General features: G+C 62.9%; 13 protein-coding genes. 7 read left to right on the forward strand and 6 right to left on the reverse strand.

Annotated features, from left to right (window positions below; genetic code table 11):
- Positions 1–89: 89 nt before the first annotated feature.
- The 3 genes from DQG18_RS12140 (at position 90) to DQG18_RS12150 (ending at position 4,942) form a co-directional block, all read left to right on the forward strand.
- On the forward strand, positions 90–1,319 hold the full coding sequence (locus DQG18_RS12140) for a urate hydroxylase PuuD (RefSeq protein WP_116654537.1): 1,230 nt from the start codon (positions 90–92) through the stop codon (positions 1,317–1,319).
- Positions 1,316–2,623: a guanine deaminase gene (guaD, locus tag DQG18_RS12145; RefSeq protein ID WP_116654538.1), complete on the forward strand. Its 1,308-nt coding sequence runs from the start codon at positions 1,316–1,318 to the stop codon at positions 2,621–2,623. Before DQG18_RS12140 ends, guaD begins: the two co-directional genes overlap by 4 nt.
- Positions 2,624–2,785: 162 nt before the next feature.
- Positions 2,786–4,942 carry a malate synthase G gene (locus tag DQG18_RS12150; RefSeq protein ID WP_116654539.1) on the forward strand — a complete coding sequence of 719 codons (2,157 nt, stop codon included), beginning with the start codon at positions 2,786–2,788 and terminating at the stop codon, positions 4,940–4,942.
- A gap of 49 nt (positions 4,943–4,991) precedes the next feature.
- Here the strand turns inward: DQG18_RS12150 and DQG18_RS12155 are convergent, their stop codons facing one another.
- Positions 4,992–5,324, reverse strand: coding sequence for a hypothetical protein (locus tag DQG18_RS12155; RefSeq protein WP_116654540.1), 333 nt, complete (start codon positions 5,322–5,324; stop codon positions 4,992–4,994).
- 48 nt (positions 5,325–5,372) lie between these two features.
- Positions 5,373–7,082 carry an adenine deaminase gene (gene ade, locus DQG18_RS12160; protein WP_116654541.1) on the reverse strand — a complete coding sequence of 570 codons (1,710 nt, stop codon included), beginning with the start codon at positions 7,080–7,082 and terminating at the stop codon, positions 5,373–5,375.
- Between the two features lie 123 nt (positions 7,083–7,205).
- On the opposite strand from ade, the gene DQG18_RS12165 reads away from it, so the two are divergent.
- Complete coding sequence (locus tag DQG18_RS12165) at positions 7,206–7,457, forward strand: hypothetical protein (protein WP_116654542.1); 252 nt, start codon at positions 7,206–7,208, stop codon at positions 7,455–7,457.
- A gap of 70 nt (positions 7,458–7,527) precedes the next feature.
- Here the strand turns inward: DQG18_RS12165 and DQG18_RS12170 are convergent, their stop codons facing one another.
- A complete protein-coding gene (locus DQG18_RS12170; RefSeq protein WP_116654611.1) occupies positions 7,528–8,550 on the reverse strand; it encodes a LacI family DNA-binding transcriptional regulator in 1,023 nt (340 codons plus the stop codon).
- Positions 8,551–8,747: 197 nt separating this feature from the next.
- On the opposite strand from DQG18_RS12170, the gene DQG18_RS12175 reads away from it, so the two are divergent.
- From DQG18_RS12175 to DQG18_RS12185, 3 genes are all read left to right on the forward strand, one after another.
- On the forward strand, positions 8,748–10,292 hold the full coding sequence (locus tag DQG18_RS12175) for a sugar ABC transporter ATP-binding protein (RefSeq protein WP_116654543.1): 1,545 nt from the start codon (positions 8,748–8,750) through the stop codon (positions 10,290–10,292).
- On the forward strand, positions 10,279–11,310 hold the full coding sequence (locus tag DQG18_RS12180) for an ABC transporter permease (protein WP_425454225.1): 1,032 nt from the start codon (positions 10,279–10,281) through the stop codon (positions 11,308–11,310). Before DQG18_RS12175 ends, DQG18_RS12180 begins: the two co-directional genes overlap by 14 nt.
- 76 nt (positions 11,311–11,386) lie before the next feature.
- Positions 11,387–12,358 (forward strand): substrate-binding domain-containing protein, encoded by a 972-nt coding sequence (locus DQG18_RS12185; RefSeq protein ID WP_245958452.1) that lies wholly within the window; start codon positions 11,387–11,389, stop codon positions 12,356–12,358.
- A gap of 387 nt (positions 12,359–12,745) precedes the next feature.
- Here the strand turns inward: DQG18_RS12185 and DQG18_RS12190 are convergent, their stop codons facing one another.
- From DQG18_RS12190 to DQG18_RS12200, 3 genes are all read right to left on the reverse strand, one after another.
- On the reverse strand, positions 12,746–14,215 hold the full coding sequence (locus tag DQG18_RS12190; RefSeq protein WP_116654546.1) for an alpha,alpha-trehalose-phosphate synthase (UDP-forming): 1,470 nt from the start codon (positions 14,213–14,215) through the stop codon (positions 12,746–12,748).
- Positions 14,212–15,000, reverse strand: coding sequence for a trehalose-phosphatase (otsB, locus tag DQG18_RS12195; protein WP_116654547.1), 789 nt, complete (start codon positions 14,998–15,000; stop codon positions 14,212–14,214). The genes DQG18_RS12190 and otsB overlap by 4 nt, the downstream gene beginning before the upstream one ends.
- Positions 15,001–15,326: 326 nt before the next feature.
- Entirely contained in the window at positions 15,327–15,779 is a 453-nt protein-coding gene (locus DQG18_RS12200) for a response regulator (RefSeq protein ID WP_116654548.1), read from the reverse strand.
- Positions 15,780–15,794: the final 15 nt, after the last annotated feature.

Genomic DNA, 15,794 nt, shown 5'->3' on the forward strand with positions numbered 1-15,794 from the left:
ACCAGCACCTCCCCCTTGTGGGGGAGGTTGGGAGGGGGGTGGCGATGCTGCTTTCGACAAACAGGGATTAGGTTTGGGACAATCACAACATGACTGACTTCACGATCTTCTGGGAATGGCTGGCGTTTGCGATGCGGTGGACGCATGTGATCGTGGGGATCGCGTGGATCGGCTCGTCGTTCTATTTCATCGCGCTCGATCTGGGCCTGAGGAAGAACGAGAACCTGCCGCAAGGGGTTTTGGGCGAGGAATGGCAGGTCCATGGCGGGGGGTTCTACCATATCAACAAATACATCTCCGCCCCGCCCAACCTGCCCGAGCATCTCATCTGGTTCAAATGGGAGAGTTATACGACCTGGCTGACCGGGTTCGCGATGCTCGCCATCGTCTATTACGCCGGGGCCGATCTGTTCCTCATCGACCGCACGGTGATGGACCTGCCCGTCTGGGGGGGCATCGCGCTTTCGACCGGGTCGCTGGCGGTGGGTTGGGTGCTTTATGATCTGCTTTGCCGCTCGCCAATCGGGAAGTACCAGACCGGATTGATGGTGGTGCTGTTCGTCATTCTGGTGGCGATGGGCTGGGGATATCTGCAGGTCTTTTCGGGCCGGGCGGCGTTCCTGCACATGGGGGCGTTTACCGCGACCATTATGTCGGCCAACGTCTTTTTCATCATCATCCCCAACCAGAAAAAGATCGTCGCATCGCTAAAGGCCGGCGAGGTGCCTGATCCGGCGCTCGGCGCGCAGTCCAAGCAGCGTTCGGTGCACAACAACTATCTCACGCTGCCGGTGCTGTTCTTCATGCTTTCGGGACACTATCCGCTGGCCTATGCCACCGAGTTCTCGTGGATCATCGCGGGGCTTATTTTCCTCATCGGCGTGCTGATCCGGCATTTCTTCAACACCATGCACTCGACCGGCCACCGGCCTTACTGGACGTGGGCGGCTTCGCTCCTTCTTTTCATCGGCATCATGTGGCTCTCGACCGCGCCCCGCGTGCTGACCGGGGAAGCGCCGCCCAGCGCGACGGCGCAGCTTTTCATGGAGGACGCGCATTTCGGGGCGGTCTCCAGCGCCGTACAGGGGCGGTGCGCCATGTGCCATGCGGCAGAACCGTTCTGGGACGGGGTCTATCAGGCGCCCAAGGATGTGCGGTTCGACAATCCCGTCCAGATCGCCGAGCATGCGCGGGAAATCTATATCCAGGCCGGACGCAGCCACGCCATGCCGCCGGGCAACGTCTCGCTGATGACGCCGGAAGAGCGCGAGCTGATCGTCGTCTGGTATCAGAGCGTTACGGGGGACAGCAGCCTGTGAGCGGCAGGATCTTGCGCGGTCGGGTGCTGACCTTTCACGACGAGCCGGCTGGCCCGGACGATCATCAGTCCTATCGCTATATCGAGGACGGCGCCGTGGCCGTCGCGGACGGCAAGATCGTCGCGGTGGGGGAGTGGTCGGAAGCCTTGACGCTGGCGATGCCCAAGGCGGAGGTGATCGACCATCGCCCGCACCTCATCATGCCGGGGTTCATCGATACCCATATCCACTATCCGCAGATGCAGGTGGTGGGGTCCTATGCCAAGGACCTGCTCGAATGGCTCAACACCTATACGTTCATCGAGGAACAGCGCTTTGCCGACGAGCGCCACGCGGCGCGGATCGCGGGGCTGTTTTTCGACGAGCTGATCCGTTATGGCACGACGACGGCGGCGGCTTATTGCACGGTGCATCCGCAATCGGCGGAGGCGTTTTTCACCGAGGCTGAAAAGCGCAATCTGCGAATGATCGCGGGCAAGGTGATGATGGACCGCAACGCGCCGCCGGGCCTGCTCGATACCGCGCAATCGGGGTATGACGAGAGCAGGCGGCTGCTCGAAAAATGGGACGGGCGGGGGCGGCTGCATTACGCGATCACCCCGCGTTTCGCGCTGACCTCGACCCCTGAACAGCTCGAGATGACGCAGGATCTGGTGCGCGAATATCCCGACGCCTACGTCCAGACGCATGTGAACGAGAGCCTGGGAGAAGTGGCGTTCGCAAAAGAGCTTTTCCCCAACCTGCCGGACTATGTGGGCGTTTATGAGCATTACGGGCTGCTCGGGCCCAAAACGCTCCTCGGGCACTGCATCCACATGACCGAGCGCGAGATTGCGGTGATGTACGAAACCGGCTCGGTTGCCGTCTTCTGCCCGACCTCGAATCTCTTTATCGGCTCGGGATTGTTCGACCGGGACCGGATGCGGGCGGGGAACGCGCGCATCGGGGTGGCCACCGATATCGGCGGGGGCACGAGCTATTCGATGCTGAAGACGCTCGATGAGGGCTACAAGGTGCTGCAGCTCAAGGGCCAGCGGCTTTCGCCCATCGAGAGCTTTTACATGATGACGCTGGGCAATGCCCGCGCGCTGTCGCTCGAACATACTATCGGCGTGCTGGAGCCGGGGGCGGATGCCGATATCGTGGTGCTCGATGCACGGGCGGTGCCGCATATGGCATTGAAGATGGAGCAGGTGGAAACGCTCTCGGAAGAACTGTTCCTGCTCCAGACCTGCGGGGATGACCGGGTGGTGGCGCAGACTTATGTGGCCGGTGAGGCCGCCAAGGGCGTTTCCGCATGGTGAAAGGAATTTGCGTGGTACGTTGGCGATGGTGGGCAGTCACGTATAGAGCGGATTTGTAATTTTCGGCTTGCGCCGATCCCCCCTCCCAACCTCCCCCGCAAGGGGGGAGGTGCTGGACCTGTGCGTAGAGGGGCGATCTGCGCTAACCAAGGAGCAGGATCAATGAGCACTTACGTCAATCGGGCCGGATTGCAGGTCGATGGCCAGCTTGCCGCCTTTATCGAAGACGAGGCGATGGCTGGGCTGAGTGTCAATGCCGACTCCTTCTGGAGCGGGTTTGCCGAACTGGTCGCCGCCTACATGCCGGGGAATCGCGAACTGCTCGACATCCGTGACCGGATGCAGCAGCAGATCGACGACTGGCATCGCGGGAACGGGCCCGTCGCCTCGAACCCGGAAGGCTATATCGCGTTCCTGCGCGAGATCGGGTACCTCGAAGACGAGCCGGAAGATTTCAGGATCGGGACGGAAAATCTCGACCCCGAGATCGCGACGATCTGCGGGCCGCAGCTCGTGGTGCCGGTCTCCAATGCGCGCTATGCGCTCAACGCCGCCAATGCGCGCTGGGGCAGCCTTTACGATGCGCTTTACGGTACCGATGCCATTGCACAGGAGGGCAATCTTGCGGCGGGCAAGGGGTACAACCCCGAACGCGGCGCGGCGGTGATTTCTCGCGCGGCGGAATTCCTCGATGAAGCGTTTCCGCTGCTCGGCGTCAAGCACGCCGCGGTGACGCGGTATGGCGTTGCCGACGGCCGGCTGGTGATCGAGAGCCAGGACGGGCCGGTCAAGCTTGCATACCCCGAGAGCTTTGCCGGGCATGTCGAGCCTGACGGGGTGCTGCGCATCCTGCTCGCCCATCACGGGCTGCATGTGGAACTGGTGATCGATGCGAACCACCCTATCGGCTCGACGCAATCGAACCATCTCGCAGACGTGATCGTTGAAAGCGCGCTGACCACCATTCAGGACTGCGAGGATTCGGTCGCGGCGGTCGATGCCGAGGACAAGGTGGGCGTTTACCGCAACTGGCTGGGGCTGATGAAGGGCGATCTCGAAGAAACCTTCGAGAAGGGCGGCAAGATGATGACCCGCCGCCTCAACCCCGACCGCACCTATACCGCGCCGGACGGCTCGGAACTGGTGCTCAAGGGCCGCGCGCTGCAACTGGTGCGCAATGTCGGGCACCTGATGACGACCGATGCCATTCTGGACGCCAACGGCACGGCGATCGGCGAGGGCATGATGGACGCGATGGTGACGGCGCTGTGCGCCATGCACGATCTGAAGAGCCGGGCGAACTCGCGGTTCGGGTCAATCTATGTGGTCAAGCCCAAGATGCACGGCCCGACCGAAGTGCTGTTTGCTTGCAATGTGTTCGGGGAGGTGGAAAAGGTCCTGGGGCTGCCCGCCAACACCATCAAGATCGGCATCATGGACGAGGAGCGGCGCACTTCGGCCAACCTCAAGGCGTGCATTTATGCGGCGCGCGACCGGGTATTCTTCATCAATACCGGGTTCCTCGACAGGACCGGGGACGAAATCCACACTTCCATGGAAGCAGGACCGGTACTGCTCAAGGACCAGATCAAGGCCGAGCGGTGGATTCAGTCCTATGAGGACCGGAACGTCACCATCGGAATCGCCTGCGGGTTTTCCGGCAAGGCGCAGATCGGCAAGGGCATGTGGGCCAAGCCCGACGATATGGCCGACATGATGACCCAGAAGATCGGGCACCCCAAGGCGGGCGCCAACTGCGCCTGGGTCCCGTCCCCGACGGCGGCGACGCTCCATGCGCTGCACTACCATCAGGTGGACGTGTTCGAGGCGCAAAAGCGCCGCCATAACGAGCCGATCCCGCCGCTGACCGATCTCTTTTCGATGCCGGTGCTCGATGCCTCCTCGCTTTCACGTGATGAGATCCAGCGCGAGCTGGACAACAACGCCCAAGGGATCCTGGGCTATGTCGTGCGCTGGGTCGATCAGGGCGTGGGGTGTTCCAAGGTCCCGGACATCAACGATGTGGGGCTGATGGAAGACCGGGCGACCTGCCGGATTTCCTCGCAGGCCATCGCCAACTGGCTGTGGCACGGGGTGGTGACGCAGGACGAGGTGGTCGCAACCTTTGCGCGCATGGCCAAGGTGGTCGACGAGCAGAACGCGGGCGATCCGCTTTACGAGAATATGGCGCCGGACGCGGAAAACTCCATCGCCTTTCAGGCGGCGCTGGCCCTCGCACTCGAAGGCACCAGCCAACCCTCGGGCTATACCGAGCCGATCCTGCATGCGAGGCGGCGCGAGAAGAAGGCGAGCGCCTGACCTGTTGTCCCCTTCCCTCCGGGGATGAAGAAAAGCCTCTCGCTTGACCTCAAGCGGGAGGCTTCTGACTTGCGGCTTTCTTGTCCCTGCGCTTGCGGCGCCAGGTCTTGAACTGGCGTTCGCCGCGCAGGATGAGCCCGTTCATGGGCCGTTGCAGTACGGGAAGATCGATGGCGAGCAGGAGCAGGCCCAGCGGCAGCATCCACAAGCCGAGTACCGGCAGGAATGACAGGATGCCGCCCACGACCAGCAATATGCCAAGGGGAATGCGGATCACCATGGCCCAGGGCTGGCGCAATACGTAAAGGATCATCGCAAGGCGTGGGAAACGCGCTTCCATGCGTAAAAACAGGCGCTCGAGACGTGTCCGTTCCTTGTTCATCGCACCATGAGATAAGCCCGAACCCTGTATAGTCAAGGCGACATACGGTCAGGTCACGAAATCGAACGCATCGACATCGAACAGGCCGCGATCGGTCATCTTGAGATGCGGGATAACCGGCAGGGCCAGAAAGGCGACCTGGAGGAACGGTTCGGGCAGAACACAGCCGATCGATTTCGCCGCCCGGCGCAGACGGACAAGGTGTTCGGTAACGATCTCGAAGGGCTCGGTGCTCATCAGCCCCGCGATGGGCAGCGCCAGGTCGGCGATGACCTCGCCCTCGTCGGCAACCGCAAAGCCGCCGCCGATCTCGATGAGCCGGTTGACGGCCAGCGCCATGTCCTCGTCGGTCACCCCGACCACGGTGATGTTGTGGCTGTCATGGCCGACCGAGGAGGCGATGGCGCCGCGCTTCAAGCCGAAACCGTTGACGAAGCTGCGCCCGATATTGCCGTTGATGCCGTGGCGTTCGACCACGGCCACCTTGATGACATCTGCGTCGAGATCGGGCCTCAGACCATATTCGTCCGAGGCAAGGCTGGCGGATTGGCGGAAGGTGAGGATGAGGCCGGGCCGCACTCCGATGACGGGAATTTCGTTTTTTCCTTGCGGGGGATCGGAGATGAAGGCGGTCGCTTCAACGGGGCGCGCCTTCATGGAATCGAGCCCGACAGGAGCGACGGGTGCGCGGGTGGCCCAGATATCGGGCGTGACGAGACGCCCGGCGGCGATCACATCGGTGACGCGGCAGTCCTCGATATCGTCGAGCAACGCAATATCGGCGCGCCAGCCGGGGGCGAGAAGGCCGCGATCCTTGAGCCCGAAGATGCGCGCGGCGGAATGGGAGGCGGCGCGGTAGACGTGGTGGAGGGGGATGCCCTTTGCGACGAGGCGGCGGATGGAGCTATCGAGATGGCCTTCCTCGGCGATGTCGAGGGGGTTGCGGTCGTCGGTGCATAGGGCAACGAAGGACGAGGTGTTTTCGTCGAGAATTTCGGCCAGCGCTTCGAGGTCTTTTGAGACCGAGCCCTCGCGGATGAGGATGGCCATGCCCTTGGCGAGCTTTTCGCGGGCTTCTTTGGCGCTGGTCGCCTCGTGGTCGGTGCGAATGCCCGCGGCGAGATAGCCGTTGAGGTCGGTTCCCGAAAGCAGGGGGGCGTGGCCGTCCATATGCCCGTCCTGGAAGGCTTCGAGCTTTGCGAGGATGCCCGGATCGCAATTGAGCACGCCGGGGAAGTTCATCATTTCGGCAAGACCGATGACCTTGGGATGGCTGCGGAAGGGAAGGATGTCCCCAATTTCGAGGTGCGCGCCGGCCGTTTCGAACGGGGTGGCAGGGACGCAGGAGGAAAGGTTTATCCGCACATCCATGATCGTCTTCTCGGCGCAATCGAGAAAATAGCGGATGCCGGGGGCGCCGAGCACGTTGGCGATCTCGTGGGGGTCGCAGATGACGGTGGTGACCCCGTGCGGAAGTACGCAGCGGTCGAACTCGAAGGGGGTGACGAGCGAGGATTCGATATGGAGATGGGTGTCGATGAAACCGGGCACGGCAAAGCGTCCGCGTCCGTCGATCTCGGCTTTGCCGTTGTAGTGTGCATGGGTGCCCACGATGCGGTCGTCGACGATGGCGATATCGGTTTGCGTGACGGCGCCGGTGATGACGTCGAGCAGGCGAACGTTCCTTACGACGATGTCGGCTGGTTCGGTTCCGCGACCGGCGCGGATCATGCGGGCCAGATTGTCGGCACTGGTCATTGAGCACCCCTTTTTCCCGATAGCGTCGTCTCAAGGCGTGAACGGGTCAAGGGATTTTGCACGGCCAAGGAACGCCGGGCCTGCGCGGCGCGTTGATCTAGACCAAAGCAAGCGAGGGATGCCATGAACGATCCTGACCCCCACCTTACGAAAACCGAGATGCGCCAGGGCAACAGCCGCATGATGAACATGCGCGTGCTGGTTATCGGCACGATCATCGTCGTCATCGGTTTTGCGCTGGCCATCTGGTACAACATGTCGGTCAGCCCCGATACCGCAACGACCACCCAGGGCGGCGAAACGCTGGAGCAGACGACACCAGAGGAAAGCCTCGAGGAACTGCCCACGCCGGCGCCGGTGCAGCCGGAGAGTTAAGGGGCGGCTGGAGTGCTATGAAGGCTGGATTGCCCGGTTTATCCGGGCAATCCAGTCTAACACGCCAGGTTCAAGCCCGGCGCATGGCGACGGAATTTCTCAGGATGAGGTCGGAGCGCAGGAGAATTTCGCGCTTTTTCACCTCCTCGCCCTCGAGCATGGCGAGGAGCAGGTCCATGCTGGCCTCGCCGATCTGGAGGCGAGGCTGTTTCATGGTGGTGAGGGAAGGGGTGACGAAGCTGGCGTAGGAAATGTCGTCGAACCCCATGACAGAAAAATCGAGAGGCAAGTCGTAGCCGCGTGCGCTCAGCGCAATGATGACGCCGAGCGCGGTGGCGTCATTGACGCAGAAAAAGGCGGTGGGCAACTGGTCGCGCACGAACATGCGCTCGGCGGCGCCCCGTCCGCTTTCGGTGGTGCCGTCCGCTTCGAGCACGAACCGTTCGTCGATCGTGAGCCCCGCGCCCTGCATCGCGGTGCGGTAACCGCGCTCGCGCAGGGAGGCGACGGTGCGGCTCAGGGATTTACCGATAAAGGCGATGCGGGTGTGGCCCTGGCTGATGAGATGGTCGGTCGCCACCCGTGCGCCCTCGAAATTGTCGACGCCGACAAAGGGAATCGAGGCGTTGGCCACCGGTTCGTTGACCGCCACCATGGGTGGCAGCTTCTTGTTGGGGCCGCTGGCGGTGAGCCCGTAGGGCAGGTGGCCGGTGAGCAGGATCAGCCCGTCGGCCTGGTTGGAACTGATGAAGCGCAGATAATTGGCTTCGCGCTCGGGGTCGTTCTGGGTGTTGCCGATCAGGATGCCGTAGCCGCGCTTGGAGGCTTCGGTTTCCAGACCCACAAGGATGTTGGAAAAGTTCGGGTCGCCCACATCGGGCGCCAGAATGAGAATCATGTGCGAGCGGCGCATGCGCAGGCTGCGCGCCATGGCGTTGGTGGTATAGCCGGTCTGGGCGACCGCATCGATGACGCGGCGCCGGGTCGAATCGGCGACCTTGCCCGGCTCGTTGAGCGCCCTGCTGACGGTGGCTATGGATACCCCGGCGATGAGGGCGACGTCCTCGATCGTTGCCGGTTTGCTCGCGTTCAAATTGCTCTTACCCCCGCCCCGATCCCCGGAATGTCCCGCGAAACGGGCTTTGTGGTCCATACACCGGGTCCGGCGGCAAAGTTATACGGTTCTGCCGTTGTGTAAACCTTTACATGGGTAATGAAAAGGTTTACATGACTTTCCAGTGACAGGACACGTGGCGGTCAACGCCCGGTTCTCATGGGGAGGAGACGCGGATGGCCGAGGCCGTTGCGCAGGCCGAGGGTGCAATCCTTGCGGCCAGCAGGATTTCCAAGAGCTTCGGGGAAGTGCCCGTGCTGTTCAGCGTGGATTTCGACATCCGCGCGGGGGAAGTCCATGCGCTGATCGGCGAGAACGGCGCCGGAAAATCCACCCTTATCAAGATTCTCTCCGGTCTCGAACCGCCGACCTCGGGCACCATCCTGCTCGACGGCAGGCCGGTACGCCTGCCCCCCAATGGCGAGGCCGAAGCGCTCGGCATCGTCGTCATCCATCAGGAACTCAATCTTGCCGAACACCTGACGGTTGCCGAAAGCATTTTTCTGGGCCGGGAATGGACCCGATGGGGCTTCTTGCGCCGGGCGGACATGCGGGCCGAGGCGACGCGCATTCTCGGTAGCCTGCATGTGGCCATCGACCCCGATGCGCGCATCAACACGCTCTCGGTGGCCGACAAGCAGATGGTCGAGATCGCCAAGGCGATCAGCCGCGATGCGCGGGTGCTCATCATGGACGAGCCGACGGCGGTGCTGACCCCGGCGGAAACCGAATATTTCTTCGAGCAGGTCGGGCGGCTCAAGGCCAAGGGCGTCGCCATCGTCTTCATCTCGCACAAGCTCGACGAGGTGATGACGCTTTCCGACCGCATCACGGTGCTGCGCGACGGCCAGTTGATCGCCACCGTCGAGACCGGCGACCTCACGCCCGATTCGATTGCCGAGATGATGGTGGGGCGCGAGCTTTCCAACCTTTACCCTCCCAAGCACGAGCCCGATGTCGATGCGCCCCTCGTCCTGGCGGTCGAAGGGCTGACGGCGGACGGCATCCGCAATGTGAGCTTTTCACTGCGCAAAGGGGAAATCCTGGGCTTTGCCGGGCTGATCGGTTCGGGGCGCACGGCGGTCATGGAGGCCATTGTGGGGCTCGAGCCGCGCAGCGCGGGGACGGTCACCGTCAACGGGAAGCCGGTCGAATTCAGGAGCATCGGCGAGGCGGTGCGCGCCGGACTGGTCTATATGACCAAGGACCGCAAGGGAAAGGGATTGCTGCTCAATATCGGGTTGCAGCCCAACCTCACCCTCCTGACCCTTTATCGCCACATGCGCGGCGGTTTTCTCGTCGAGTCGAGCGAGGTCGAGGCGATGGAGCGCGCGACGCGCCGCTTCGATATCCGCGCGCGAGACGCCTCGGTCCGGGTGGGCCAGCTTTCGGGCGGCAACCAGCAAAAGCTCATGCTGGGCAAGGCGATGGAATCGGACCCCGAAATCATCATCATCGACGAGCCGACGCGCGGCATCGATGTGGGGACCAAGCAGCAAATCTATCACATCATCGCGGCGCTCGCCAAAGAGGGCAAGTCGATCATCGTCGTCTCATCGGAGATGCAGGAGGTGATCGGGCTTTCCCATCGCGTGGTCGTCATGCGCGAGGGCCGCAAGACGGGCACGCTTGAGGGCGCAGAGATCACCGAAGGCGAAATCATGCGCTATGCCGCAGGACTCAAAGGGGAAAAGGAAGACGATGACCGTGCAAGCGCATGAGGGCGTAAAGCCCGCCAGAAAGCGGCTGTTTGCAATCGACTATCACACCATGGGGCCGCTCCTGGCCCTGATCGCGCTGTGCATTCTGGGGTTCGCGCTCAATTCGGCCTTCATTTCCGAGGGCAACATCACCAACCTGCTCACCCGCTCGGCCTTCATCGGCATCATCGCGGTGGGAGCGACCTTCGTGATCACCGCAGGCGGGATCGACCTTTCGGTCGGCTCGATGGCGGCGGTGATCTCGGGCGTGATGATCATCGTGATGAACAGCGCCATCGGGGCGATGGGCGTGGGTGTGCATATCGTCCTGATCGGGTGCGTCGCCTCGGTCCTGCTCGGGCTTGCCGCCGGTTTTCTCAACGGGTTCATGACCACCAAGGGCAAGATCGAGGCGTTCATCGTGACGCTGGGCACCATGGGCATCTACCGCTCGCTCGTCACTTATTTCGCCGATGGCGGCACGCTGTCGCTGGCCTTCGACGTGCGCGATGTCTATCGCCCGGTCTATTACGGCAATATCCTTGGCGTTCCGGTTCCGGTTCTGGCCTTCGCCATCGTCGCGATCCTTGGCTGGGTGCTGCTCAATCGCACCGCGTTCGGGCGCTATTGCATGGCGATCGGGTCCAACGAGACGGTGGCGCGCTATTCGGCGATCAAGGTCGACCGCGTGCGCACGCTCACCTACGTCATCCAGGGTTTCTGCGTCTCGATCGCCACGATCATCTACGTGCCGCGGCTGGGGTCTGCCTCGTCCTCGACGGGCGTGTTGTGGGAGCTCGAGGCCATCGCCGCCGTGATCATCGGGGGCACCATGCTCAAGGGCGGCTACGGGCGCATCGGGGGCACGGTGGTGGGCGCGATCATGCTCACGACCATCGGCAATATCCTCAACCTCACCGACATCATCTCCAACTATCTCAACGGGGCGGTGCAGGGCGTCATCATCATCGCGGCGGTCTGGTTGCAAAGGGGCAACCTTGCCAACCTCAACCCTTTCCGGCGCAAGCCCACGGCTTGAGCCAAAACCACTTTCGTCCACGGGAATTGGGCCCGTGAACGGAACAGGCACCCAACGAAACGAGGGGTGTATAACAATGGAGGACTACACAATGCAGCTTCTGAGGAAGATAGCTGTGCTGGCCATCGGGGGCGCCATGGCGTTCTCGGCGCCGACAATGGCACAGGACGATACCGTAACCATCGGCGTTTCCATTCCGGCCGCGACCCATGGCTGGGCAGGGGGGCTCAACTGGCATGCCTCGCAGGCGCAAGCCCGGCTTCAGGCCCAGTACGACAATATCGAGATCGTCCTCGTGACGGCCGATGGGCCCGCCCAGCAGGCCAACGACCTCGAGGATCTGGTGTCGATCCACAATATCGATGCGCTGGTCGTCCTGCCGTTTGAATCCGAGCCGCTGACCGACCCGGTCCGCCGCGTCAAGGAATCTGGCGTTTTCGTTACCGTGGTCGACCGCGGGCTTTCGCAGGACGGCATCGAGGACGTTTACGTCGCGGGCAACAACCCCGAACTCGGCCGCGTTTCGGGCGAATATTTCCTCACCCGTCTGGGCGAGGGCGACAATATCGTGATCCTGCGCGGCATCCCGACCGTGATCGACGACGAGCGCTTCAACGCGTTCATCGAGACCATCGAGGGTTCGGGGATCAATGTCCTCGACAACAAGCATGCCAACTGGAACCGCGATGACGGCTTCGAGGTGATGCAGGACTTCCTGTCGCGCTTCCCGGACATCGACGGCGTCTGGGCGCAGGACGACGACATCGCGCTCGGCGTGATCGAGGCGATCCGCCAGGCCGACCGTGTCGACGAAATGTTCGTCGTCGGCGGTGCGGGCATGAAGGAAGTGATCCAGATGGTGATGCAGGGGTCCGAACTGATCCCGGTCAACGTTCTCTACCCGCCCGCGATGATCGCGACGGCGATGGACGTGACGGTCGCCCACTTCACCTCGAACGGCCCCGTGACGGGCGAGTACATCCTCGGCGCTCCGCTGATCACGCCGGAAAACGCCGAGCAGTACTACTTCCCCGACTCTCCTTTCTGAGACGGGGCAAAAAAACGACCTCCCAAGCACGTTGCAAACTTGAGGGGCGGCCGGATGGCCGCCTCTTTTTTTACAAAGGGAAGGGGACTTCCTTTTCCTGAGTGCTCCCTGCGTTCAAACCCTTCTTAGGAGTTTGTGCAGTTTTCACTGAAGCGTTTCAGGTTTTGACGGAATCAAGAAGGTCCACGTCCGCGGAGGCACCCTTCTGGTCCCCGGTAATAAATATCGGGGTGACATTGGAGGGAGGGCGCCAGCAGAAAGCACCACTGTCATTCCGGCATTTATTGCCGGCAATCCAGCGCAATTCCTCCAGGATGGCGGAAGCCGGGTGTTTCCGTCAAAATCTAAACGAGCTAGCCCCCTTGAGGTGGAGGAACGGAACGAGGGCTATCCAAATACCGAGCGCCAGAATGCCAGTGTCGAGGTGGGTGGGGTCTGGGGAGACCCGGCAGGCATCGACCCCCGGAGCCGGGATGGCGCGGTGGGGTTAGAGGTCTGGGGGCCGGCGAGGGCGTCGAGATAATCGGCGGCCCAGTTGTCGACATTGTGGGCCTGGGCCGCTTCCATCAGCCGGGTCCAGCGCGCCTTGCGTTCAGCGAGCGGCATGGAGAGGGCTTCGCGCATCGCCTCGGCCGTCTCGTCGGCATCGAACGGATTGATGAGCAGCGCGTCGTGGAAGATCTCGGCGGCGCCCGCAAAGCGCGAAAGGATTAGAACGCCCGGGTCCTCGGGGTCCTGGGAGCCGACATATTCGTGCGCGACAAGGTTCATGCCGTCGCGCAAGGGGGTGACGAGCCCCACCCGCGCCAGCCGGTAGAGCCCGGCGAGGGATGCCTGCGAATAGGCGCGCTTGACGTAGGTGATCGGCAGCCAGTCGGGTTCGGCAAAGCGCCCCGTAACCCGCCCGACCGCCGCGTCGAGTTCTTCGGAGATGACGCGGTATTCCTTGATCGTGTCGCGCGAAGGCGGCGCGATCTGAATCATATGGACCATGCGGCGCAGGCGCGCGTTGTTTTCCAGCAGCTTTTCGTAGGCGCCGACGCGCTGGGGCAGGCCCTTGGAATAGTCGAGCCGGTCGACCCCCAGAATGACGGCGCGGCCATTCATGGCGCGGGCAACGCGCTTGTACATCTTGCGGGCGTTGGGGCTGGTGGCCAGTTGCGCGAAGGCATCGGGGTCCGAACCGATGGGGAAGGCATCGAGAACGGTATCGCCCAGCTCGACGACGAACGGGGTGCCGCCGGCCTCCTTGTACATCTGCTCATGGGCTATGAATTCGTTGAAGGCGGCGACGTCGCGCTGGGCCTGAAAGCCCACGAGATCATAGGCAACTAGATCTTGCAGCAGGTCCTCGTGATGGGGAATGGCGTGCAGCGCGTCGGGCGTGGGGAAGGGGATGTGGAGGTAAAAGCCGATCCGGTTCCTGACGTTGCGGCGGCGCAGCTCGGTTGCGAGCGGGATCAGGTGATAGTCGTGCACCCAGATGACATCGTCGGGCCGCAGGTGGGGCACCAGCGCGTCGGCGAACTGGGCGTTGACGCGGCGATAGCCCTCATACCAGTGCGACTGGATGTCGGTCAGGTCGAGCCGCAAATGGAAGGCCGGCCAGAGGATGGAATTGGAAAAGCCCGCATAATAGGCCTTGTGGTCATCGCGGGTGAGATCGATTTGGGCAACGGTCAGCCCGTCTATGGTTTCAAAACGCGCTTCCGCCGAGGGTTTTTCAGTAAAGCTGCCCGACCAGCCGAGCCAGAACCCGTCGTGCCGGGCGAGGGTCTTCCTGAGCGCCACGGCAAGCCCCCCGGCGGCGGGCGCCTTGCCGGGGGTGCGGTTGGAAACGATGATGAGCCGCGTCATTGTCGAGCCTCTTTGAGCCGGGTGTCCTCGCCATGCTCCGGCGTGCGTTCCGCCAGCGTCTCGAGCAGGTCGTAGACCGCAGCAATATCGGGTAGGCGGAATTTTGCCGCGCTCGGGCCGGGGCCCACCTTGACCGTGACGCCGTCCATGGCGTTGACGGTACGAAAGCCATCCTCGTCGGTCACGTCGTCGCCGATGAACACCGGCGTGCGGCCCCGGAACGGGGGGTTTTGCATGAGGGTTGCGATGGCCGCACCCTTGTCTGTGCCCCTGGGGCGGGCTTCGATCACCTTCTTGCCGCCGATCGCATGGAAATCGGTGGCACTTTTCAGTGCATGGTCCATCGCCGCCTGCACGTCGCCGCCCCGTTCGGGAGCCGCGCGGTAATGCACCGCGACGCCGGCGGGCTTGGGCTCGACGAGGATGCGCTCGTCGCCATCAAAATGGTCCGAAAGGATGCGGCTGAGTTTGGCGGCGGCTGTGGCGTGTCCCGAACTGGCCGGGCGCGTCTCGCCCTGATGGCGCTGCTCAGCGCCGTGACTGCCGGAAACCGAAAAGGGGTGGGAGGAGAGAAAGCCATCGATGTTGTCGATGGTGCGGCCGGTGACGATGGCAAAGGCACCGCCGAGCGCGGTTTCGAGCGCTTCGAGCCGGCCGGCGAGAAAATCGGGCACCTCGATCGCATCGGGCCGGGGGGCGATCTCGACAAGGGTGCCGTCAAAATCGGTAAAGATCGCCACCGGGCCGGCGCAGGCCGTCAGGATGGCGGAAAAATGGTTGGTCATCGTCCTCAAGAATATCGCTGGTTTCGGATCGCTCCATCAACGCAACGGCGGGGGAAACCGATTGGTTCCGAAAACGATGTGGGGAGAGGGGCCGGAACGCAGGCACTCAAGGAAAACCTTGTCCCTCTCCCCACGGGATGAAAGGCCCTGGATGGAGGACGTGAAACCGGGGCCATTCATCCCGCGGCCCGGGAGGAACAAGCCGCGAGAAGGGGATCGGCCTCAAAAGGGCCGGATGAAGACGGAGGAACGAATGCCCAACGGCCATTGGGGGACGTGCCGGGCCGTTCGTTCCTCCCTATCGAGCGGAACCGGGGACGCGGTGGTTACGCTCGAATGGGCCAGGTGCCGGTTTCCCGCACCCAGTAACTGGAAATCCGTTCGACCTGACGCCGATAGGCGTCGTGCTCGTGGTGGCGGTCGAAAGCGGCGGTTGCGCCGGCGGACAACAGGCGCTGGCGCTTGTCATGATCGAGGTCCGTTGCCATGACCGCGACGGGAATGCCCGCTGCGCGGGCCTGTGACGCGATCCGCGTCAGGAAATTCTCATTGGCCGCGGAACTGGCCTTGAGGTCCACGACGATCATATCCGGCGTGCCCGGCCCCCGGTTGGACAGTAGCCGCTCGAACGAGCGCAGGGCGCGTCCGGCATTGCCCATCCACCGCACGCGGACGAAAGCGCCGGTCCTGCGCAGGGTACGCGCGAAGAGCCGCGCGGAATGGATGTGGTCGTCGACGAGCGCGAATATCGGCGCATCGTCTTCGGCAGGATCGGTCATTGGTTCCAATTCCAG

Origin of the sequence: Pelagibacterium sediminicola, assembly GCF_003390885.1 — a bacterium.
In the GTDB taxonomy this organism is placed as follows: domain Bacteria; phylum Pseudomonadota; class Alphaproteobacteria; order Rhizobiales; family Devosiaceae; genus Pelagibacterium; species Pelagibacterium sediminicola.